18 protein-coding genes are annotated in these 21,110 nt (G+C 34.3%); 11 read left to right on the top strand and 7 right to left on the bottom strand.

Annotated features, from left to right (window positions below; genetic code table 11):
- Positions 1-55 precede the first annotated feature (55 nt).
- The 6 genes from ykgO (at position 56) to rplQ (ending at position 3,994) form a co-directional block, all read left to right on the top strand.
- Positions 56-172 carry a type B 50S ribosomal protein L36 gene (ykgO, locus tag QZ659_RS11565; RefSeq protein WP_291725977.1) on the top strand — a complete coding sequence of 39 codons (117 nt, stop codon included), beginning with the start codon at positions 56-58 and terminating at the stop codon, positions 170-172.
- Between the two features lie 105 nt (positions 173-277).
- Positions 278-646: a 30S ribosomal protein S13 gene (rpsM, locus tag QZ659_RS11570; protein WP_291725978.1), complete on the top strand. Its 369-nt coding sequence runs from the start codon at positions 278-280 to the stop codon at positions 644-646.
- Between the two features lie 85 nt (positions 647-731).
- Positions 732-1,124: a 30S ribosomal protein S11 gene (gene rpsK, locus QZ659_RS11575; protein WP_291725979.1), complete on the top strand. Its 393-nt coding sequence runs from the start codon at positions 732-734 to the stop codon at positions 1,122-1,124.
- A 478-nt stretch (positions 1,125-1,602) separates the two neighbouring features.
- On the top strand, positions 1,603-2,205 hold the full coding sequence (gene rpsD / locus QZ659_RS11580; RefSeq protein WP_291725980.1) for a 30S ribosomal protein S4: 603 nt from the start codon (positions 1,603-1,605) through the stop codon (positions 2,203-2,205).
- 134 nt (positions 2,206-2,339) lie between these two features.
- A complete protein-coding gene (locus QZ659_RS11585) occupies positions 2,340-3,332 on the top strand; it encodes a DNA-directed RNA polymerase subunit alpha (protein WP_291725981.1) in 993 nt (330 codons plus the stop codon).
- Between the two features lie 131 nt (positions 3,333-3,463).
- Positions 3,464-3,994, top strand: a complete 531-nt coding sequence (gene rplQ / locus QZ659_RS11590; protein ID WP_291725982.1) for a 50S ribosomal protein L17 — start codon at positions 3,464-3,466, stop codon at positions 3,992-3,994.
- Positions 3,995-4,064: 70 nt separating this feature from the next.
- On the opposite strand, the gene QZ659_RS11595 is transcribed toward rplQ, so the two are convergent.
- Positions 4,065-4,676: a DUF6992 family protein gene (locus QZ659_RS11595; RefSeq protein ID WP_291725983.1), complete on the bottom strand. Its 612-nt coding sequence runs from the start codon at positions 4,674-4,676 to the stop codon at positions 4,065-4,067.
- A gap of 248 nt (positions 4,677-4,924) precedes the next feature.
- Here QZ659_RS11595 and porU point away from each other — a divergent pair, with 248 nt between their 5' ends.
- Positions 4,925-8,362, top strand: coding sequence for a type IX secretion system sortase PorU (porU, locus tag QZ659_RS11600; protein ID WP_291725984.1), 3,438 nt, complete (start codon positions 4,925-4,927; stop codon positions 8,360-8,362).
- A 312-nt stretch (positions 8,363-8,674) separates the two neighbouring features.
- On the opposite strand, the gene QZ659_RS11605 is transcribed toward porU, so the two are convergent.
- Positions 8,675-9,361 (bottom strand): hypothetical protein, encoded by a 687-nt coding sequence (locus QZ659_RS11605; protein ID WP_291725985.1) that lies wholly within the window; start codon positions 9,359-9,361, stop codon positions 8,675-8,677.
- A 272-nt stretch (positions 9,362-9,633) separates the two neighbouring features.
- Here QZ659_RS11605 and QZ659_RS11610 point away from each other — a divergent pair, with 272 nt between their 5' ends.
- Positions 9,634-10,686 carry an agmatine deiminase family protein gene (locus QZ659_RS11610; RefSeq protein ID WP_291725986.1) on the top strand — a complete coding sequence of 351 codons (1,053 nt, stop codon included), beginning with the start codon at positions 9,634-9,636 and terminating at the stop codon, positions 10,684-10,686.
- A gap of 76 nt (positions 10,687-10,762) precedes the next feature.
- On the opposite strand, the gene QZ659_RS11615 is transcribed toward QZ659_RS11610, so the two are convergent.
- The 5 genes from QZ659_RS11615 to QZ659_RS11635 form a co-directional block, all read right to left on the bottom strand.
- Positions 10,763-11,335, bottom strand: a complete 573-nt coding sequence (locus QZ659_RS11615; RefSeq protein ID WP_291725987.1) for a hypothetical protein — start codon at positions 11,333-11,335, stop codon at positions 10,763-10,765.
- Between the two features lie 217 nt (positions 11,336-11,552).
- Complete coding sequence (gene icd / locus QZ659_RS11620; protein WP_291725988.1) at positions 11,553-12,818, bottom strand: NADP-dependent isocitrate dehydrogenase; 1,266 nt, start codon at positions 12,816-12,818, stop codon at positions 11,553-11,555.
- 183 nt (positions 12,819-13,001) lie between these two features.
- The gene (locus QZ659_RS11625) at positions 13,002-13,751 is read right to left on the bottom strand and encodes a tyrosine-protein phosphatase (protein WP_291725989.1); all 750 of its coding nucleotides are present in this window, start codon (positions 13,749-13,751) and stop codon (positions 13,002-13,004) included.
- A 1-nt stretch (position 13,752) separates the two neighbouring features.
- On the bottom strand, positions 13,753-16,236 hold the full coding sequence (locus tag QZ659_RS11630; protein WP_291725990.1) for a polysaccharide biosynthesis tyrosine autokinase: 2,484 nt from the start codon (positions 16,234-16,236) through the stop codon (positions 13,753-13,755).
- Between the two features lie 64 nt (positions 16,237-16,300).
- Positions 16,301-17,203, bottom strand: a complete 903-nt coding sequence (locus tag QZ659_RS11635; RefSeq protein ID WP_291725991.1) for a polysaccharide biosynthesis/export family protein — start codon at positions 17,201-17,203, stop codon at positions 16,301-16,303.
- Positions 17,204-17,503: 300 nt separating this feature from the next.
- On the opposite strand from QZ659_RS11635, the gene QZ659_RS11640 reads away from it, so the two are divergent.
- From QZ659_RS11640 to QZ659_RS11650, 3 genes are all read left to right on the top strand, one after another.
- Positions 17,504-19,429 (top strand): DNA topoisomerase IV subunit B, encoded by a 1,926-nt coding sequence (locus tag QZ659_RS11640; RefSeq protein ID WP_291725992.1) that lies wholly within the window; start codon positions 17,504-17,506, stop codon positions 19,427-19,429.
- 203 nt (positions 19,430-19,632) lie between these two features.
- Positions 19,633-20,073: a hypothetical protein gene (locus QZ659_RS11645; protein WP_291725993.1), complete on the top strand. Its 441-nt coding sequence runs from the start codon at positions 19,633-19,635 to the stop codon at positions 20,071-20,073.
- Between the two features lie 102 nt (positions 20,074-20,175).
- Positions 20,176-20,946, top strand: coding sequence for an enoyl-CoA hydratase/isomerase family protein (locus tag QZ659_RS11650; protein ID WP_291725994.1), 771 nt, complete (start codon positions 20,176-20,178; stop codon positions 20,944-20,946).
- Positions 20,947-21,110: the final 164 nt, after the last annotated feature.

Consider the following 21,110-nt stretch of genomic DNA (forward strand, 5'->3'; position numbering starts at 1 on the left):
ACAAAAACTAGAGGCGATGTTCTTTTTTCTTTATATATAAATAAACTTTTCAACTATGAAAGTTAGAGCTTCCGTAAAAAAGCGTAGTGCAGATTGTAAAATCGTACGTCGCAATGGAAAAGTTTACGTTATCAACAAGAAAAACCCTCGCTTTAAGCAGCGTCAAGGTTAATTTTGTTTTTTTTGGAATAGATAGATTGAAATAAAAAAGTTTATTTCAAAAATTTCGTAACCTTTTTATATTAATTTAATCATCACTTAGAATTATTCAGCTAATATGGCAAGGATTCAAGGTGTCGATATTCCAGATAATAAGCGTGGAGTCATCAGTTTGACATACATCTTTGGTATTGGAAATACTCGTGCAGCAGAGATTTTGGATGCAGCAGGAGTTGATCACAGCAAAAAAGCTAAAGATTGGTCAGACGATGAAGCAAAAGCTATTCGTGAATATATCGGCGAAAACTTCAAAGTAGAAGGTGAACTAAAATCCGAAATACAACTTAACATCAAGCGTTTGATGGACATCGGTTGTTATCGTGGTTTGCGCCATCGTAAAGGACTTCCTGTAAGAGGACAGCGTACTCAAACAAATGCACGTACTCGTAAAGGAAAACCAAAAACAGTGGCAAACAAAAAGAAATAATAACTCTTATTTTAAGAAAAAGTCTAGTGGAGAAAATTATATCTTTAGTGATATATTTTCAGAAGCAGCTTAAAAGTAAAAACTTATGGCACAAAAGCGTAAAGACAAAGCCAAAAAACGAGTAGTGAAAGTTGGTGCAGTAGGGCAAGCCCACATCAAAGCATCTTTCAACAACGTTATTATTTCTATGACTAACGAAGCAGGTCAAGTTATCACTTGGGCAACAGCAGGTAAAATGGGCTTTAGAGGTTCTAAAAAGAACACTCCTTATGCAGCTCAAACTGCAGCTCGTGATTGCGCTCAAAAAGCGTATGACTTGGGTCTTCGTAAAGTAGAAGTATTTGTCAAAGGACCAGGTTCTGGTCGTGAGGCAGCTATTCGTACAATTCATAGTGTAGGTATTGATATTACAGCTATCAAAGATGTAACTCCTCTTCCTCACAATGGTTGTCGTCCTCCAAAACGTCGTAGAGTATAATTGTAATTGTCATTACACTTTTACAAGTGTTAGATAATTTCATTGAGCTTTACACAGAGGAAAGGCTAAAAAAAATAGATAGTGTACTCTATCTCGCTTCTACTAGCTCTAGCGTAAAAAGAGTTAGATAGTGAGTTGAAACGATAGGTGATATTCTCCCTTGTTGCGTGCTTTTAGGATATATGTAATAATAAATCAAAATGGCTCGGCAACTCTTATTTTTTTGAATACGGATTAGTTAAAGACCTTCTCTAATCGTCTGTGTTCTAAGAGATTTAATTAAGTTTGACAGTAATTATCATTCTTAATTTTAACAATCAAAAAAATAAGTAACGTAGAGAAGGAAAAGAATACCCCGTTTAGCTTACGACTGTAAGAACCGATAAATTTTTGTACTTATTACTCTAAATTTATCTACTATGGTTTTTACTTTTAGAATTTATTTTTAATTTTCGTAAAAACGAAAAATACAAACAGTATGGCACGTTATACAGGACCTACGGCAAAAATTGCAAGACGTTTCGGAGAAGCTATCTTCGGACCAAGCAAAGCCCTTAAGAAAAAAGCTTATCCGCCGGGTCAGCACGGAAAAGGTCGTCGTCGTAAAGTATCAGATTATGCAGTTCAGCTTATGGAAAAGCAGAAGGCAAAACATACTTACGGTGTACTTGAGCGTCAGTTTTCGAACGTATTTAAGCACGCAGTAAGAGCGCAAGGCTCAACAGGCGAAAACCTTTTAAAATTCTTAGAAACACGTTTGGATAATGTAGTGTATCGTTTAGGAATTGCTCCTACTCGTAGAGCTGCTCGTCAGCTTGTTTCTCACAAGCACATTACCGTAAACGGAGAAATTGTAAATATTGCTTCTTACTCATTGCGCCCTGGCGATATCGTTGGCGTTCGTGAGAAATCAAAATCTTTGCAAGTAATTACTGATAGCTTGAGTGGACGAGTAAATCGTTACTCTTGGTTGGAGTGGGACAATGCAGAGCTTCAAGGCAAATTTATGATGCTTCCAGAGCGTGAGGAAATTCCAGAGAACATTCAAGAACGTTTAATCGTTGAATTGTACTCTAAATAATCCTAGCTTATATATTCTATTCGCTTAGGATATATTTAGTACAGTTGAAAAACTGTTTCCTACCTAATTTATTTTAGGACACAAATAGGTTATCAATTCTTTAAAAAAACACTTCAAAATATACAGTAAGTTCTATGGCAGTATTAGCATTTCAAATGCCCGACAAAGTGGTAATGGAGAAAGCCGATGATTTTCACGGTATTTTCGAATTCAAACCATTAGAACCCGGTTATGGTGTAACTGTTGGTAATGCACTTCGTCGTGTATTACTTTCTTCTTTAGAAGGATATGCAATCATCGGTATCAAAATGGGTTCAGTTTTACATGAGTTTTCTACCGTTGAAGGCGTTGTAGAAGATGTAAGCGAAATCATTTTGAACTTAAAGATGTTGCGTCTTAAAAAAGTAGTAGAAGACGAATCTAGCCAGAAAATAAGCATTCAGCTTTCTGGAAAGTCAGAGCTAACAGGAAAAGATATTGCAGATGCTACTAGCGAATTTGAGGTATTGAATCCAGAATTGGTAATCTGTCACATGGACGAATCAGTAGAACTTGAACTTGAACTTTTCTTAGACAAAGGACGTGGATACGTTCCTGCTGAGGAAAATCGTCAAGCAGAAAATTCTTCTAGCTACATTCCAATAGATGCTATCTATACACCTATCAAAAATGTAACATATAGCATCGAAAATACTCGTGTTGAGCAAAAAACAGATTATGAGAAACTCATAATTGATATTCAGACGGATGGTTCTATCCACCCAGAAGATGCTCTTAAAAGTGCAGCTCACTTACTTATGCGTCATTTGGCTCTTATTTCAGACCAAAACATTACGCTTGATTATTTGGAGACACAACAAGAGGAGGAAGTAGATGAAGAGTTTGTAAGAATGCGTAAGCAACTCAAAACAGCTCTTTCAGAAATGGATTTGTCTGTTCGTGCTTACAACTGTCTTAAAGCAGCAAACATTCGTACACTTGGCGACCTTGTAAGTTTGGAAATTTCTGATATGATGAAATTCCGTAATTTTGGTAAGAAATCACTTACTGAATTGGAACAACTTGTATCTGATTTGGGACTTACTTTTGGTTTAGACATAAGCAAATACAAATTAGACGAAGACTAATCTTTTTTCTAAGCTGTATTAGAATATTATTTAAAGCTCTGTTCTATTACTGGTACTTAATACAGAACTCTAGGCAAGGTTTGATTTTATAGTTTTTCTTTAACTCAAAACTTGTCCAAACTTATACGAAAATGAGACACGGAAAAAAATTCAATCATTTAGGGCGTACATCGTCTCACCGTAAGGCGATGCTCTCTAATATGGCTGCTTCTCTCATATTACACAAACGTATTCAAACAACTACTGCTAAAGCGAAAGCATTACGCAAATATGTAGAACCTTTGATTACTCGTGCGAAGGGTGGAACTCAAAACGACCAACGTGTTGTTTTCTCTTACCTTCAAAATAAAGAAGCTACCAAAGAGCTTTTCAATGAAGTAGCTCGTAAAGTGGGTGAGCGTCCAGGTGGATACACACGCATTATCAAACTTAGTTTGCCTCGTTTGGGTGATAACGCTGATGTTTGTTTTATCGAACTTGTAGATTACAACGAACTTATGCTACAAGACAAAGCAAGCTCTAGTGGACGTACTCGTCGTGGTCGTCGTAAGAAGAAAAAATCTTCTGAGGACACTGCACAAACAGCAACTGCTGAGGCTACAAGCGAAGAAAAAGTAGAAGAAAAGAAAGCTGACAACGCTGATTCAAGCGAAGAAGAATAATCAGTATTTCATTTTTTCAAAATATATAAACCAACTTTCTAAATCTTTAGAGAGTTGGTTTTTTGCTTTTCTAAAATCTATACGTAAACTGTAAATGATTAGGAGCAAGAGCTAATGAAACAGGAATGTCATATAGACGGTCAGACTGTCTTTTACTCAATAAATATGTGCTTGCATCAAACAATAATAAGAAACCTCCCTGCACAATCAAAGATTTTCCATAACCTAGAAATTGATTCGTAGTTTTTATATCTGTTCTGGTTTTGGCTCGTTCTCTCAAATACAAACCTGTCATTATGTATCCTACATCAATGCCTGCATTGAATAGAAGAACTTTTTGTGTAGAATGATAGGCTTTGAGCGTTTGAGAATAATTCAAAGCTGTATTCCGTTTGCCAAATAAAAGCCCTCCTCCTGCCAGTGCAAAATTTATAGTATTCCAATAAATATTAGACTGATAGAAGTATTTAGCTTCTCCATTTTTTACACCACCTAGCAGTACTGCTCCATTGTAGGTAAAGTTAGCCACTGACCAGCCTCCCAAAACGTACATAGACTTTTTTTCGAATGCAAGACGGTTTTTGTTGATTTCTTTTAAATCAATTTTATCAGATTGGGCAAAAACAGCAGATGAAAAGCCTAAGAAGGAAAAAAGTAAGACAAGAGAGAGAAAATTTTTCATAAAAAGGTAGTTTAAAAAGTTACACAATTTGTTTGTGTTGCCTTCTCTAACTTTTGGGTGCTGATTTTGGTTTTAGTTTTATGAAAAAGATAATTTTTACTCTACTTAAGAAAGCTACCTTTTAAAGAATTTAAGAAAAAAATAGTGCAAAAAGTGGTATCTTTACAGACTGTATAATGTATCAAACCATTGATAATCAACTGTTTTTAAAGAAAAATACCAGCGATTCCAAATAAAAAATATATCTTATGAATTTTCATAATTTAAAATATACATCCAAGCTTATCCAATATTCTACCCTTGTTTTATTATTGTTCTCTATCATTCCAATAACTTCTGCTCAAAACTCGGTGCTTGCAGATGGACAAATTTTGAAGCTAAAAATAGAACAAAATGGTATTCATAAAATTACTTTTCAAGCCCTCCAAGAAGCAGGTTTAAATCCTTCTACTATCAATCCAAATAATATTCAACTTTTTGGAAACGGTGGTGGAATGTTGCCACAAGCAAATGCAGTTGATAGAATTTCAGACCTAAGGGAAAATGCTATTTTTTTAGAACTTGGAGGAGATGGCACATTCAATCAAGGAGACTATATTTTGTTTTATGCCCAAGCAGCAGACAGTTATCAATACGATGAGCAAAGTAATGATGCACTAAAATTTAGTTTTGAAAAAAATCTGTATGATGATTTTAATTATTACTATTTGAAAGTGGGAAACCAAGCAGGAAAGCGAATCCAAACAGCTGAAAGTTTGAATGGAGGAACAAAAATTACTACCTACGATGAAATAGCTCATCACGAACTAGACGAAGTAAACATTATTGGCGATTTGAGAAACTCTGGTGGTGGAGGTTCGGGCAGGATGTGGTTTGGAGAGCGTTTTGATTTTGTAACTGAAGCAACTATCAATTTTGAGGGAGAAGGTTTGGTTACTTCTCGTCCTGTGTTATTGCGTGCTTCTGCGATGGCGTATTCTTCTCGTCCGAGTGAATACACAGTTTCAATAGCTGGACAAAATATTGGCACTCTTCCGATTGCTGCTTCTATAATTTCTACTTATTCTAAAAAAGGAGATATTACTACTTCTACTTTCCAATCGAATATTAGCTCTTCGTCTAGCACACTTCCTGTAACAGTTGCTTACAACAAGACAGATAACACAGCTTTCGGACATTTAGATTATTTGACTTTATCCTATACAAGAAATTTATCTTTTTATAAACAGAATACACATTTTCGTTCTGTAGCTTCTATTCAAAATGAAGTGAGTAGTTTTGAGTTTTCTCAACAACCTGCTTCTATGCGTGTTTGGAATATTACAGATGTATTTGCTATTCAAGAAATTCCACAAAATACATCCAATCTAAATGCTTTTACAGTTCGAACAGGTAATACACTAAATGAACTAATAGCCTTTGACACAAATACAGACTTACCTGTACCTTTGGAAATTACGCCTTTAGCGAATCAAAATTTGCATGCGCTGCCTACTCCAGATTTTGTCATCGTAACGCATACTGATTTTATAGATGCTGCTCAAAAATTGGCAGCCTTCCATAATGAAAATGATAATTTGGAAGTTTTGGTAGTAACTGTTGACCAGATTTGGAATGAATTTTCATCTGGAAAGCAAGATATTTCTGCTATTCGTGACTTCGTTCGTTTTTTATATAAAAATGATAGTGATAAGTTGCGTTATTTGCTGCTTTTTGGAGATACAAGCTACGATTATAAAGATAGAATTTCATCAAATAATAATTTTGTACCTGTTTATCAATCTAGGGAATCCTTAGAACCTGTCGAAACATTTTCATCAGAAGACTTTTTTGGTCTTTTAGAAGATAATGAGGGAATTTGGGGAGAAGAAACAAATACTCAAACAGAAGATTTAGATATTGGAATTGGTCGTATTCCTGTCAGAAGTGCTACACAAGCGAGCCAAGTAGTAGATAAAATTATAGGTTATTCTCTTCCTCAAACATTGGGAAAGTGGCGAAATAAAGTAGTTTTTGTAGCAGACGATGGAGACAATAATATTCACATGAGAGATTCTGAAGAGATGATAGAAATTATTGAAAGCTATAAAGGTTATCAAGCAGAAAAACTATACATTGATGCTTTTCCTCAAATTTCTACTTCGAATGGAAAATTTTCTTTCAAAGTACGTGAAAAGCTAAGTCAGAATGTAAATGAAGGTTCTTTGATTGTAAATTATATGGGACACGGTTCGGAGTCTAGTTTAGCAACAGAAGCTGTGGTAGATTTGGCTTCTATTTCTAATTGGAAAAATTTAGATAATTTGCCTTTATTTGTTACGGCAACCTGTGAGTTTGGACGTTACGACAATCCAGATGTTATTTCTGCTGGAGAGCGTCTCATGACAAATGAAGACGGAGGAGGAATTGCGCTCGTAACCACTACACGCCCTGTAACAGCTTCAACAAATTTTGTGTTGGCAAAAGCATTTTATAGTAATGTTTTTAAACGTTTACCCAACGGAGAAATGCCTCGTTTGGGAGATATTATTAGAAAGACAAAAAATGAAAGTCTTGCAAAACTCAATCGAAATTTTACGCTTTTGGGCGACCCAGCTTTGCGCCTAAATTATCCAAAAGAAGAAGCTGTCATTACCGAGGTAAAGGCAAATGGAACAGTAACAGAATCTATAAAAGCACTAGATAAAGTTACATTGACAGGCGAAATTGTAAATAACAACACTTTAAGTGCAGATTTTACAGGAATTTTAGATGTAGTAATTTATGATAAACCAGCCGAGCTTAGAACGTATGGCGATGAGTCAAGACCGATGTTTTACAATGCTTGGCAAAATGTTTTGTACAAAGGAAAGGCTACAATCAATCAAGGAAAATTTGAAATTACCTTTGTAGTTTCTAAAGACATAAATTACAATTTAGCAGCAGGAAGAGTAACTATGTATGCACAGCACGAAACCCAAAACAGAGATGCTAATGGTTTTTATGGGATTCAGATTGGAGCAAGCAACAATAATGCTCCCACAGACAACACACCACCAACGGCGCAAATTTGGATAGAAGACAAGACTTTTGTTTCTGGTGCGAAAGTTCCTTCAAATACAGTTTTGTTGGCAGAAGTGAGTGATGAAAGTGGAATTAATTTGAGTGGATATGGTGTGGGAAGAGAAATAACGGCTGTTGTGGATGGAGAAGCCTCTCAAACGTTTATTCTGAATGACTATTTTACTTACGACGAAGGAAGTTATACGAAAGGAACAATTACTTTTCCGTTAGAAGATTTGAGTGTAGGACAACACACACTTTCTTTTACTGTTTGGGACAACTACTCTAATCCTACTACGATTGAAGTTGATTTTTATGTAGAAAACAAACCTATTGAACTCACTGAAATTACACCTTATCCAAATCCTTTTTGGAGCAGCGTAAATTTTGATGTTACACATACACGCAAAGGCGATGATATTGAGGTAGTGATGGTTGTTTATGATGTTGTGGGGAGAGCAGTTAGAACAATTCGTCAGAACTTTATAGATAATCAAGGGAGTTTTTCAACGCTTTCTTGGAATGGTAGAGGCAACGAAGGCGAACATGTCAAAAATGGAATGTATATCTGTAAAATTTATATTCGTTCGCTGCAAGATGGTGCTGTTGGAACAAATACGGTAAAGGTGGTTTTGAATAGGTAAAAACACAAAAAGACTCTTACAAAATGTAAGAGCCTTTTTCTATTCAATCAGGAAAACAATGAATCTTTAATGTCTTGTAATATAATAATGATGGATATAATCTCTCCTTGAGCTATCCATCATTATTATTTATATCTTATCAACAGTACAAATATACTAATTGTTTAATTTATTTTCAAAAAAGATACACAGAAATATATGCGTTTTTTAAAGCCAGTGTAAATAAAAATAAGACCTCTTGAATAATCAAGAGGTCTTATTTATTTTTTGAAACTGTTTATTGTTTAAGATTAATTTATAAGATATACACATTTAGAATCTTCCTAATTTCACAGAAAACTGAAATGTAAATCCTTCTAAATCATTTTTTTCAGTTCCTAAAAGTTTGACATCATCTGTAAAGCGATAGCTTCCTCCCATTGAAACACGTAAAATCTTTGTCAAGTTCATCTCTACCATAGCACTTGGTTCAAGCACAAAGAAAATTTCGTCATCTAGCAAATCATCTTCGTGGTTGGTGTATGCTCTTTCATATTTCCAATCTTTTACATAACCTACCCAACCTGCACCAATGGTAGTCGGAAAAGTAACATGAATAGGCAAACGAGAACCAATAACAGGCTCTAAGGTAATCCCTCCATAACCCATCAATAAACGTGCTTTTTGATTTTCTATTAAATCAGTAGAAATTGTTTTCTGTACGGTTGGCGCAAGTCCTTGTCCCATAAATCCAATATTCATAATTCCATTGATATTCCAACCTACTCTGCCTCCTGTGAGGATGGCTGGCTCTCCAACAAGACGAGTAGCTTTTGTATCCCAAGCCATAAAAAAGCCACTGCGTTGTGTAGAGTTTTTACCAAAAATCGTTTTTGGTTCAGTGGTGTTTATTTCTTTGTGGTTTTTATCAGTAGTTTCTGAAATATCATCTTGTGAGAAAGCAGAAAAAGAAATAAGAAAAAATAAAATGAAAAAAGTGATGGTTTTAGAATGTGTCATAGTTTGAAATAGTTAAATTTGTAGAGGATTGGACACAAGATAAAAAGTTGTTGAAAACATCAACTAACAGTATTTTTCCCTGTTCTGTGACTCACAGAATAGCAAATATCTGTTCATGTCCAGCACTCTATTAAATTTGATGATAAATAAATTTTGTGATTTGATTTGCAACTATGACGAAGAAATAAAAGCTCTTCCCCTATTTTTACTGTAAAGAAAACTTGAATTTGATTTTTTTTAACATTATTGATTTCTAAGAATTATCCTAGATTATGTCTGATACCCCAAAAATATCTCGCCGTCTTCCTGCCGAATGGGAAGAACAATCGTTTGTTCAGCTAACTTTTCCTCACGCAGCTTCTGATTGGAAAGATGATTTAGAACTTGTTATTCCTGTTTTTGTAGAAATTATCGCTCAAATCACACGTTTTGAGAAGGTTTTGTTGGTGTGTCAAGATAAGGCTGAAACAGAAAAGCATTTTAAAAATTTAGATAAGACACAGTTAGACCGAATTACTTTTGCAGAGATAGATTCAAACGATACTTGGGCAAGAGACCACGGCGCAATAACAGTTTTTGAAAATGACGAAGAAAAGACAGAAAAAATCCATTTAGATTTTACATTCAACGGCTGGGGAAATAAATTTGAAGCAGGAAAAGACAACAAGATTACTCAAAATTTAAAAAATAAAAACTATTTGAAAGGCAAAGTTGAGGTGGTTGATTTTGTTTTAGAAGGTGGTTCAATAGAATCTGATGGAAAAGGAACTATCCTAACCACCTCTGAATGTCTGCTTTCAAAAGAGCGTAATCCTAGTTTTTCAAGAGAAGAAATAGAAGAAAAGGTAAAAGGGTATTTTGGAGCAAAACATATTTTATGGTTGGAAAATGGCGCATTGGAAGGAGATGATACGGATGCACATATTGATACATTGGCTCGCTTGTGTCCTAATAATACGATTTGTTACGTTGCTCCTCCAGCAGACAAGACAGATTCTCATTATGAATCGTTGAAAAAAATGGAAGAGGAACTACAAAATCTAAAAACTATAGATAACAATTCCTATAAACTCATCCCTTTACCTTTTGCACCTGCTGCCTATCACGAAGAGGATAACCGACGTTTGCCTGCTACGTATGCCAATTTTTTGATTATCAATAATGCTGTTTTAGTCCCAACCTATCAAAATGAAAAGTTAGATGATTTGGCTCTTTCTCAAATCCAAAAAGTATTTCCAAACCGAGAAATTATTGGTATCAACTGCCTTCCTATTATCCGTCAGCACGGCTCTCTGCATTGTCTTACGATGCAATTTCCGAAATAAGCCAGTAGTTTTAAAAAAAAGACTTCTACAATAAAATAGAAGTCTTTTTAGCTTTGTACTAACTTTAAGATGATGTTTACATCTTTTTTAATGTCAGTTTAAACTCTCCAGAAGCATCTTTTCCGTCATCTGTACTGCCCGAAAAACTTCCTGTGGCTGTTCCTTTTTCTTCGTCTAGTTCTGTAATAGTTACTGTTCCTTTTGCCAGCGATGCGCCCATAGAACCAGAGGTAGTCGTAAGGGAAATACTTACATTTGCAGAGCGTTCGTCTGCACTACCAATAGGAAACTCTCCAGAAGTGCCTCCCTTTAAATCAATGCTAATATTATTTTCTGTATTTCCTGCCATAATGTAGGTTACGCCGTTGTCTTTGTCCATAGAAAGACCGTTGTCTGCAAGGTTGGTCTTTACACTAGATTTTGCATCTCCTAAAGAGACATTGAAAAAACCACCTTCCTTGTTGGCATCTTCAGGAGAAAACTCAACAGTTGTTTCTGTACTCGTATTTTCTGTGGTAGAAGAAGTTGTACTTTCTACGGCTGTTAGGGAGTCTGCATCTGTTTGAGTAGTTTCTTTAGTAGAAGAGTTACAGGAAAAAAGACAAATTAATAGTGTGCAAGCAAGACTATTTAAAAATGAAAAACGCATAAAACTTAGTAATTAGTGATTAATGATAAGTGATTAACGAATACAACTATTCCAAATCACGATAATTCAGTATTCTTTTGAGAGAAAAAAGCCTTAACAAAATAGCGATACATTTTATGAATTAAAAAATGTATCGCTATAAAGTTACAGAAATTGTCTCAAAATTGAGAATTGAAAATCTTGAATTTAATTTCTGAATAAAAAATAGTGTATGAGATTACATATTTTTGATGATTTCTTCACCAAAGCCAGAACAAGAAACAAGTGTTGCTCCTTCCATCAGTCTTTCAAAATCATAAGTAACTCTTTTAGATTCAATCGCTCCTTCTAGTCCTTTAGTTATAAGGTCAGCAGCTTCTTGCCATCCCATATATTCAAACATCATCACACCAGAAAGAATTACAGAAGACGGATTTACTTTGTCTAAACCAGCATATTTTGGAGCTGTTCCGTGAGTTGCTTCAAAGATAGCAGCACCTTCTACATAGTTGATATTTGCCCCAGGAGCAATACCAATACCACCAACAATGGCAGCCAACGCATCAGAAATGTAGTCGCCATTGAGGTTGAGAGTTGCTACTACTGAATATTCAGCAGGACGAAGCAAAATTTGTTGTAAGAAAGCATCAGCAATAGAGTCTTTTATCAATATTTTTCCACTATCTAAGGCAGCTTTTTGTTCTGCATTGGCAGCATCTGTTCCTTTTGCTTCTGCTGTACGGTCATACTGTTGCCACGTATATACTTTATCTCTAAATTCCTGTTCTGCAAGTTCGTATCCCCAGTTTTTGAATGCTCCTTCTGTAAATTTCATAATATTTCCTTTATGAACAAGTGTTACTGAAGGAAGATTTTGAGCGATTGCGTATTTGATAGCAGCACGAACAAGACGTTTTGTACCTTCTTCTGATACTGGCTTAATTCCGATAGATGAAGTTTCAGGAAAACGGATTTTGCTTACCTTCATTTCCTCTTTCAAGAATTTTTTTACTTTATCTGCTTCTGCTGTTCCTGCCATATATTCAATTCCTGCATAAATATCTTCTGTGTTTTCACGGAAAATAACCATATTGGTACGTTCTGGATGTTTTACTGGAGAAGGAACACCATTGAAATAACGTACAGGTCGCAAACAAGCATACAAGTCTAATTCTTGACGAAGAGCTACATTGAGCGAACGAATACCACCACCAACAGGAGTAGTGAGAGGACCTTTGATACCTACTAAATATTTTTTAAATGCCTCTAGGGTTTCAGAAGGAAGCCAATTTCCTGTTTCATTGAATGCCTTTTCGCCAGCCAACACTTCTTTCCAGTTTATTTTTCTTTCTCCACCGTATGCTTTCTCCACAGCAGCATCAAAGACAGCTTGAGAGGCTTTCCAAATATCAGGACCAATGCCATCGCCTTCAATAAAAGGAAGTGTGGGAGTGTTGGGTACATTTAGATTGCCGTTTTCGATGGTAATGATATTTTCACTCATATGAAGTAAATTCTGTTTTTTTATAAATAATTGTATGAAATAAGTCTTTAGATAGGAATTTCTTAAAGAAAAGAAGTAATTTTTTGCAAAGATACATAAAGCATCAACTATCTGCAAAGGCAATAAAGTCAATTCCTTTGCAGTCAATAGAATAAATAGAGAAAGTTGGTAAATTGGTATATATTATTCTTCTAATAACTTGTTGTTGAGAAGTTCCTGAGAAAGAGCTTTTTTATAATGATTAGTTTCTCTACTTTTTACAAGTGATTTGAAGTGGCGTTCTCCGTGCATATCTGTACCTAAGAAACTTACTAATTCTTCATCAATCAGATATTCAGCAATTTTTTTCGAAGGGCGAGAGTAATAACCAGACAAAGAGTTTATGTTTATTTGAAATAAAACACCTTTTGAATGTAGCTTATGAAGCTGTTCGTTATAGTTTTCAAAAAGATATACATAACGCTCTGGGTGTGCCAAAACAGGAGTATATCCCAAAGATTGTAACATAAAGATTACATTCTCTGTATGAGGTGAAGCATTCATATAAGATGTTTCAAAAAGAACATATTTTTCTTTCCCAAAACATAGAAGCTCTTCAGCATTGTCTATGCGTTCTACAAAAGATTCATCTAAATAGTATTCTGCTGCAGCTCCCAGTTCTATATCTAGTCCTAGCTGATTGATGATGTCTGTGAGCTGGTCTAGTTTACCAAGTATTATTTCAGGAGTATTTCTGTAAAAATCACCCATAATATGAGGTGTGCAGATGAGTTTTTTGTACCCTAATTCTATTAACTCTTTTATAAGGGCAATAGATTCGTCAAAAGACTTACAACCATCATCTATTCCAGGTAAAAGATGTGAGTGCATATCCACTGTAATTGGTAGCACATTGCCGTACGATTTTGCTTTTCTTCTAAATAATGAAATCATTTTATTTTCTGCTTAATTTTCGTTTTGTTTTTTTCCACCATTTTTTCACTCTCTCATTGAAAGGAATAGTCTCATCTTCATCATCGTAATATCCATACCCATACCCATATCCATACCCATATCCATACCCATATCCGTACCCATATCCTGCGGTACTTTTGGTTGCTGCATTGAGTATAATAGATAATTTTTTAAAGTTTTGTACTTGATAAAGACGATTTATACCTCTGACATAAGAACGATGAGAATATTCTGTACGTACTACATAAATAGGTAAGTCAGAAAGACGCATTGCTATAATACCATCTGTAACAAGTCCAACAGGAGGCATATCGAATATGATAACATCGTAACGTTGTTTTAGCTCTTGGAGTAGTTCCTTAAATCTATCACTCATAATAAGTTCAGATGGGTTTGGAGGTTGAGCTCCTGCCGTAATGAAATCAAAATTAGGAATATCACTATGGTTGATAGCCTCATCGATAGATGTTTTTCCTATCAATAATGTACTCATTCCTCTAGTATTTTCCACTCCAAATGCCAAGTGTACTTTTGGTTTACGAAGGTCTAGGTCTAATAAGACTACCTTAGTTTGTGATAGAGCAATAATTCCACCTAAATTGACAGCAATAAAAGTTTTTCCTTCTCCACTTGTTGTTGAAGTAACAGAAATCACAGAATCGTGGGAAATATTACCCATAAAATCTAGATTTGTACGTACCGAACGGAATGATTCACTGATGGCAGATTTAGGTTCTCTATGAATAACCAGTTGTGAATAGTCCATTTGTTTTTTATACTTAGGAATCATTCCCAAAATTGGAACAGAAGATAGTTTTTCAAGCTCTGCCAATGAGTCCACTTTGTTTTGTCGGATATAATTCAAACCTATTAGTAGAACAGAAAGAGCAAGCCAAACTGCTAAACCATAAATGTAGAACATTTGAGGTTCTGGATAAATAGGAGTAGTGCTTGGAATAGCTTTGGCAAGGCGTTGATAGTTGGTTACTGTTCCTGCCATTGTGATATTTGTCTCTATTGATGTTCCTAGTAAAATACTATAATTATTTTGATAGGAATCTTGATAGCGCATCATTTTTTTGAGTTCTAAATCTATAGCGTTAGCTGAGGAAGGAATAGAACTTTGTAGTTTATATATATTGATAGCAATTTCGCTAAGTTTTTCGTAAAGAATACGTTGGTTTAGAGTGATTGTTTTTTCTATTTCTTTCTTGAGTAACTCTATTTTTCTTTCTTTTTGCTGATAGGCTGCTGTTTTTTTAGTAACTCTTTCAAGCATAAGTTTCTTTTCTTTTACTTCATCATATACTTCTTCTAGCTTATTTTTTAAGTCAGAGCTTTTTAGTATTGAAGAGTAAGTAAGAGCTACAAGTAATGTAGAGTCGTTTTCTAAGAGTGTAGAAATTTCTCTATATAGTTTTACCTCATTGTCCATCTCTAACTTTTCTTCTTGTAGAGCTTTAATATCGTCTAATATATTTTGTATAAGAGCTTGGTATTCATTGGGGTCTTGATTAGCAATACCATTTTCTTGTCTATAATCGTCTATTCTCTTTTCAACCTTTTCTAGGCTATCTTGTACAATCTTAACTTGTTCTTCTAGGTAATTGATGGTTTGTTTATATACCTTATTTTTATTTTCTAGTGTTTTTTCAAAATATATATCTACTGCTTTATTAGTAATAATCGCAGCTTTATAAGGGTTGTTATCTGTAAATGATACTTGTATAGTATAAGCCTTTGGATTTAATACATTTGCTGTAAGAGAAGAAGCAATATAGTTTATTTGATACTCATAACTGTTTAAAGTAAAAAAATAGTTATCATTAGGAGACCTTAACCTATCAAAAGTATTGGTGGGAGAAACAATAAGCGTAAAGTATTGATTTTTAACACGTGTATTGAACTTATATATTTTGCTAAAGCTTTCTCCAGTTTGTGTTTCGTATGTCAAGACAAATTCTTCTTCATCTATAATCTGTACACTCAACGGACGATTATAAAATGAGTTATCATAAACCTCATACTGTGTAACTTCAAAAGGACTGTCTTGAAAACGCTCAAAGTAATTGAACCACCAACGACCTTTTACAAAGTAACTGACATCTAAATCTAGGGCATCCACTACCTCTTCATACACTGAGCGAGATAAAATGAGTTCTATTTCTCCAACTAAAAAGTTGGTTGTGTTCTCATCACTTGCAAAAATACCTTTACCTAGAAGTTCAGATGTTCCCTTCATCTCTAATTTTAATGTAGAAGATGATTTATAAACACGCTTAGTATAACGCAATACAATCCAAGAAACTCCTATACTAATAAATAAAAGTAAGATAATATACACTAGATTTTTTCTAAAAACTCTAATGAGTTTGGAGACATCAAAATCGGCTAAAAAATTATCTTCTTCAGCTTCTGCTGCTTGTGCTGGGTTGATAAATGGATTTTCTTCGAAGTCGCTCATCTATATTTTTAAATAGGATAATAATACTTTCAATTCTTTTATATTACTAAATTATAATACTATGTTAAGGATTATTAAATCTATCTTGTAATAAAAGTACTGTCAGAATAAGAGTTACAGAGCTTCCAATGGCAGAAGCTACTTGTGCAAAGTCTGCTAAAAACTCTGAGCCTATTCTACGACGAGGTTCTATATAGACAACGTCGTTGGGTTGAATAATCAATTCTGCATTTTTCAACCCTTGCCATGTACTTAAGTCAATATTTTTCATCACAGGATTGCCTGTACTGGCGTTGCGAATGAGGCGTATCTTATTTGCTCTCGTATTATTATCAAAATCGCCAGCTAATGTAAGCACTTCTAATAGAGTCATATTTTCATTGGTAAGAGTAATGATTTTGTTACCCATTGCTCCCATTACCATTACTCGTTTATTGATATACCTAGTAATAACATAAGGTTCTTCATAAAACGTGCTAAATTTTTTTGCTAACAGACTATCAGCTTGATAGAGTGTAAGTCCAGCTAAATTTACTTTTCCTACCATAGGAAGTACAGCAACACCTGTTTCTTGTACCAAATATCTACGTAGAAACCCATCCATCCTGTTACCAGCAAGACCTATGTTGCTGCTCATATCTGTAGGAATACCAGAAATGTCTGATTCAAATTGGTTTTGATTACGAGAAATTTGTCCTGCTCCTTCTGTTACTTCTTCACCAAATTCGCCTGTAGGGTCAATCATAATTTCACCATCGTTAGTGAACACTTGAATGGTAATGTAGTCGAAGGGAGCTAAACGATAATTTTGTTCTGCTTCTGCTGTTACTTTGTCGAAAGCTGTGTTATCAAAATCTTCTCCTGTGCGAAAAAGAATATTGTTTTGATATCCTGCACAGGAAAATAAAGAAGAGAGAAGAAAAAGTGAACAAATAAACTTTATATAAAAAAGAAACGTATTTTTCATCAAATGATAGAGCAGTCTATTATAGCAAATAGTTAGTAATATTTTAATCAAAACACAAAAATACATTCTTTTCATGGACTTTGATGAATTAGAAAATATATTTGTGAATTTTAAATAGATGGAGATAATAATTTATCCTTTAAAGTGAGTGTAAATTTGGATTTTGCTAAATAAATTAGCATTTTTGTAAGGTAGTTGAAAATATTCTACTACTGCATCTGATTTTTTAAAAAAATAAGCATCTTTGTAGCTTATTTGATGTAAATAAGATAAAGGTAAAATATAGAAATTTATATAAATATGGCTCAAAATACTTCTTCTGGAAATTCTACCTATAATGAAGATAGCATACGCTCACTAGACTGGCGTGAACACATACGATTACGTCCAGGTATGTATATTGGAAAGCTAGGAGATGGTTCGGCGCAAGATGATGGAATTTATGTACTGGTAAAAGAAGTTGTCGATAACTGTATCGATGAGTTTGTGATGGGACATGGAAAGCGCATCGAAATCAAAATAGAAGACCATAGAGTCTCTGTGCGTGATTATGGACGTGGTATTCCTCTCGGAAAAGTTATCGATTGTGTTTCCAAAATTAATACAGGAGCAAAATACGATTCAGAAGCCTTTAAAAAATCTGTAGGTTTGAATGGTGTTGGTACGAAAGCTGTCAATGCACTTTCTACCCATTTTAGTATTAAATCTGTCCGTGACGGACAGGCAAAATTAGCTGAGTTTGATAAAGGAGTTTTGAAAAACGATGTTCCTATTCAAGACGAAAATGCAAAAAACGGAACTTACGTAGTTTTTGAACCAGACAATTCTATTTTCAAGAATTACCGTTTTATTCCAGAATATTTGGAAGAACAGATTTGGAATTATGCTTTCTTAAATGCTGGTCTGACAATAAACTACAATGGTAGAAATTACCACTCTGATAAAGGGCTTTACGACCTTTTGATGAGAAAAGTAAATGAAGAATCGCTCCGTTATCCAATTATTCATTTAAAAGGAGAAGATATTGAAGTTGCTTTTAGTCATACCAACGATTATGGAGAAGATTATTATTCTTTCGTAAACGGACAGTATACCACACAAGGGGGAACACACTTGGCAGCTTTCAGAGAGGCGATTGTCAAGACGATTCGTGATTTCTATGGTAAAAACTTTGATGCTGCCGATATTCGTCAGTCTATTGCTGGTGCGATTGCTATTAAAGTTCAAGAACCAGTTTTTGAATCACAAACTAAAACGAAATTAGGTTCTCAAAATATTTCTCCTGATTCAAATTCAGCAAGTGTACGCCATTTTGTAAATGATTTTTTACGTAGAGAATTAGATAACTTTTTACATAAAAATTCGGATGTAGCAGATGCAATTTTGAAGCGTATTTTGCAGTCGGAAAGAGAGCGCAAAGAAATTTCTGGTATCAAAAAAATTGCGAACGAAAGAGCAAAAAAAGCAAGTCTGCACAACAAAAAATTGCGTGACTGTCGTGTTCATTTCGATGATAAAAAAGGAGACGAGGAAATAAAAAGACAAACAACTATTTTCATTACGGAGGGAGATTCTGCAAGTGGAAGTCTGACAAAAGCTAGAGACGTACAGACACAAGCTGTTTTTTCACTTCGTGGAAAGCCTCTAAACTGTTTTAGTCAGACGAAAAAAGTAGTTTATGAAAATGAAGAATTTAACCTGCTTTTTCATGCCCTAAATATTGAAGACGGATTAGAAGGGTTGCGATTCAATAGAATTGTTTTGGCGACAGATGCTGATGTAGATGGAATGCATATTCGTCTTTTGATGATGACTTTCTTCTTACATTTCTTTCCAGATTTAGTAAAAAAAGGACATTTACATATTTTGGAAACGCCTTTGTTTAGAGTTAGAAATAAGAAAGAGACAATTTATTGTTATTCGGAAGAAGAAAAACTATCTGCTATGCAAAAGTTAGGTAAACAAGCCGAAATTACACGCTTCAAAGGACTGGGAGAAATTTCACCAGATGAGTTTGGACAATTCATTGATGAAAACATGAAACTTCAACCTGTTATTTTGAATAAATCTACTTCTATTTCTGATTTACTTACCTATTATATGGGTAAAAATACAAGAGAAAGGCAAGAGTTTATTATTGATAACTTGAAAGTAGAGAAGGATGAAGCTGATGATGATAATGAGAATAAGGAAGTTGTAACACAAGATAACTTAGAAATGGCTTAAAATAATTTTATGCTAAAAGTTAATTAGTAATATTTAATCTTCTTAAAGGTCAATGATATGCTATTTTTATATAGCTTTGTTGTACTTTAAGAAGATTTTTTGTTTAAAATTTAATCAATGAAAATGAAATTATCTAATCTAATTTTAAAATGTTTGTGTATCAGCATGTTGTCTATTTTTTTTTCTCTTGTTCAAAAAATGAAGTGGAAAAAGCACACGAAAAAACTCTTTTTTTAGATTGTGATGAAGGAATGACAAGTCAAATTGATACAGTCAAAGAATATATCATAGGAAAATACGATTGGGTTTATACTTTTCATCGTACAAGACTAAGCTCGGGTTACTCTACACCAGAAAGTAGTAATACGACTTTATCTTATATTTTCAAAGATGATACAAAGGTAGAACAATACGTAAACGATGTTTTGAGTAAAATATATGAATATGAAATTAAGCCAGAGATAGTATTTTTAGACAATGGAGAAACTAGAGAAGAAGGGGCTAAAATTTATTTGTATGAAAGACAGGGGCAAGATAGAAAGCTAAAAAATGTCATGTTCAGCTCTATTTGTAATGATTCTGCTACGTTTATCATTATCGATAGTCAAACAATTATGATGCAGTTTGGTAGAAAGAGTATGTAGAAAATAAATTCTAAGCCAAATGCTCATTTTTGATTAAATATAAATTCATTTTATCTTTGATTTTTCAAGTTTAACGCATCAAAAATAACACAACACTCAAAAATGTACACTAAATACGAAGTCAAAAACCGAGTAGCTTTTATTACACTTAATCGTCCAGAAAAACGAAATGCTTTTAGTGACCAGTTAGTAGAAGAATTAAAAGATAGTTTTTCAAAAGCTGAAAATGATAAAGATGTAAAAGTTGTGGTTTTGAAGGCAGAGGGAGATGTTTTTTGTGCAGGCGCAGATTTAGGATATTTACAGACTCTTCAAACTAACTCTTATCAAGAAAATTTGGGTGATTCGTCTTCTTTGAAAGATTTGTACGAACAGATTTATATGCTCTCTAAGCCAACTGTTGCACAAGTACAAGGACATGCACTTGCTGGGGGATGTGGTTTGGTTTCGGTGTGTGATTTTGTTTTTTCTGTTCCTAGAGCAAAATATGGTTATACAGAAGTAAAGATTGGTTTTGTTCCTGCGATTGTGATGTACTTCTTGATTCGCAAAATTGGAGAAGCTCGTGCTAGACATTTACTCATTTCTGGGGATCTTATCAAAGCCGAAAAAGCAGAACAGTATGGTATCGTTACTGAAATTGTAGAAGCAGAAGAGTTAGAACAAACTGTTTTAGGTTTCTGTCAGAATCTTTGTGAGACTAACTCTGAAGAGGCGATGGCTCTTACCAAGCAAGCTATTTTAGATGTACAAGAAAAGACCATTCCAGATGCGCTTCGCTACGCTGCCGAGCTTAATGCCAAAGCAAGAATGACCGAAGATTGCAAAAAGGGAATTGGAGCATTTTTAAATAAAGAGAAAATTAGTTGGTAGAAACCTCCTATTTTTAGAATTTGGACAAAAACAAAAAGGAATTTGATAGCAACTATCAAATTCCTTTTTTATTTGTAGTAGAGATAAGAGCATGTTTTATCCCTACAAGTAAGTAGTTGAGTAGTACAATTTAGTTTATAAAAACTATTGTCAAGGTCTGTTTT

It is taken from the genome of Bernardetia sp., assembly GCF_020630935.1.
In the GTDB taxonomy this organism is placed as follows: domain Bacteria; phylum Bacteroidota; class Bacteroidia; order Cytophagales; family Bernardetiaceae; genus Bernardetia.

What these genes read in the sequence shown, in the direction of transcription:
- rpsD (WP_291725980.1), top strand. Translation starts at nt 1,603, where the DNA reads ATGGCACGTTATACAGGACCTACGGCAAAAATTGCAAGACGTTTCGGA.
- rpsK (WP_291725979.1), top strand. Translation starts at nt 732, where the DNA reads ATGGCACAAAAGCGTAAAGACAAAGCCAAAAAACGAGTAGTGAAAGTT.
- QZ659_RS11625 (WP_291725989.1), bottom strand. Translation starts at nt 13,751, where the DNA reads ATGATTTCATTATTTAGAAGAAAAGCAAAATCGTACGGCAATGTGCTA.
- QZ659_RS11605 (WP_291725985.1), bottom strand. Translation starts at nt 9,361, where the DNA reads ATGACACATTCTAAAACCATCACTTTTTTCATTTTATTTTTTCTTATT.
- QZ659_RS11585 (WP_291725981.1), top strand. Translation starts at nt 2,340, where the DNA reads ATGGCAGTATTAGCATTTCAAATGCCCGACAAAGTGGTAATGGAGAAA.
- QZ659_RS11615 (WP_291725987.1), bottom strand. Translation starts at nt 11,335, where the DNA reads ATGCGTTTTTCATTTTTAAATAGTCTTGCTTGCACACTATTAATTTGT.
- QZ659_RS11650 (WP_291725994.1), top strand. Translation starts at nt 20,176, where the DNA reads ATGTACACTAAATACGAAGTCAAAAACCGAGTAGCTTTTATTACACTT.
- rpsM (WP_291725978.1), top strand. Translation starts at nt 278, where the DNA reads ATGGCAAGGATTCAAGGTGTCGATATTCCAGATAATAAGCGTGGAGTC.
- ykgO (WP_291725977.1), top strand. Translation starts at nt 56, where the DNA reads ATGAAAGTTAGAGCTTCCGTAAAAAAGCGTAGTGCAGATTGTAAAATC.
- QZ659_RS11595 (WP_291725983.1), bottom strand. Translation starts at nt 4,676, where the DNA reads ATGAAAAATTTTCTCTCTCTTGTCTTACTTTTTTCCTTCTTAGGCTTT.
- icd (WP_291725988.1), bottom strand. Translation starts at nt 12,818, where the DNA reads ATGAGTGAAAATATCATTACCATCGAAAACGGCAATCTAAATGTACCC.
- porU (WP_291725984.1), top strand. Translation starts at nt 4,925, where the DNA reads ATGAATTTTCATAATTTAAAATATACATCCAAGCTTATCCAATATTCT.
- rplQ (WP_291725982.1), top strand. Translation starts at nt 3,464, where the DNA reads ATGAGACACGGAAAAAAATTCAATCATTTAGGGCGTACATCGTCTCAC.
- QZ659_RS11635 (WP_291725991.1), bottom strand. Translation starts at nt 17,203, where the DNA reads ATGAAAAATACGTTTCTTTTTTATATAAAGTTTATTTGTTCACTTTTT.
- QZ659_RS11630 (WP_291725990.1), bottom strand. Translation starts at nt 16,236, where the DNA reads ATGAGCGACTTCGAAGAAAATCCATTTATCAACCCAGCACAAGCAGCA.
- QZ659_RS11610 (WP_291725986.1), top strand. Translation starts at nt 9,634, where the DNA reads ATGTCTGATACCCCAAAAATATCTCGCCGTCTTCCTGCCGAATGGGAA.
- QZ659_RS11640 (WP_291725992.1), top strand. Translation starts at nt 17,504, where the DNA reads ATGGCTCAAAATACTTCTTCTGGAAATTCTACCTATAATGAAGATAGC.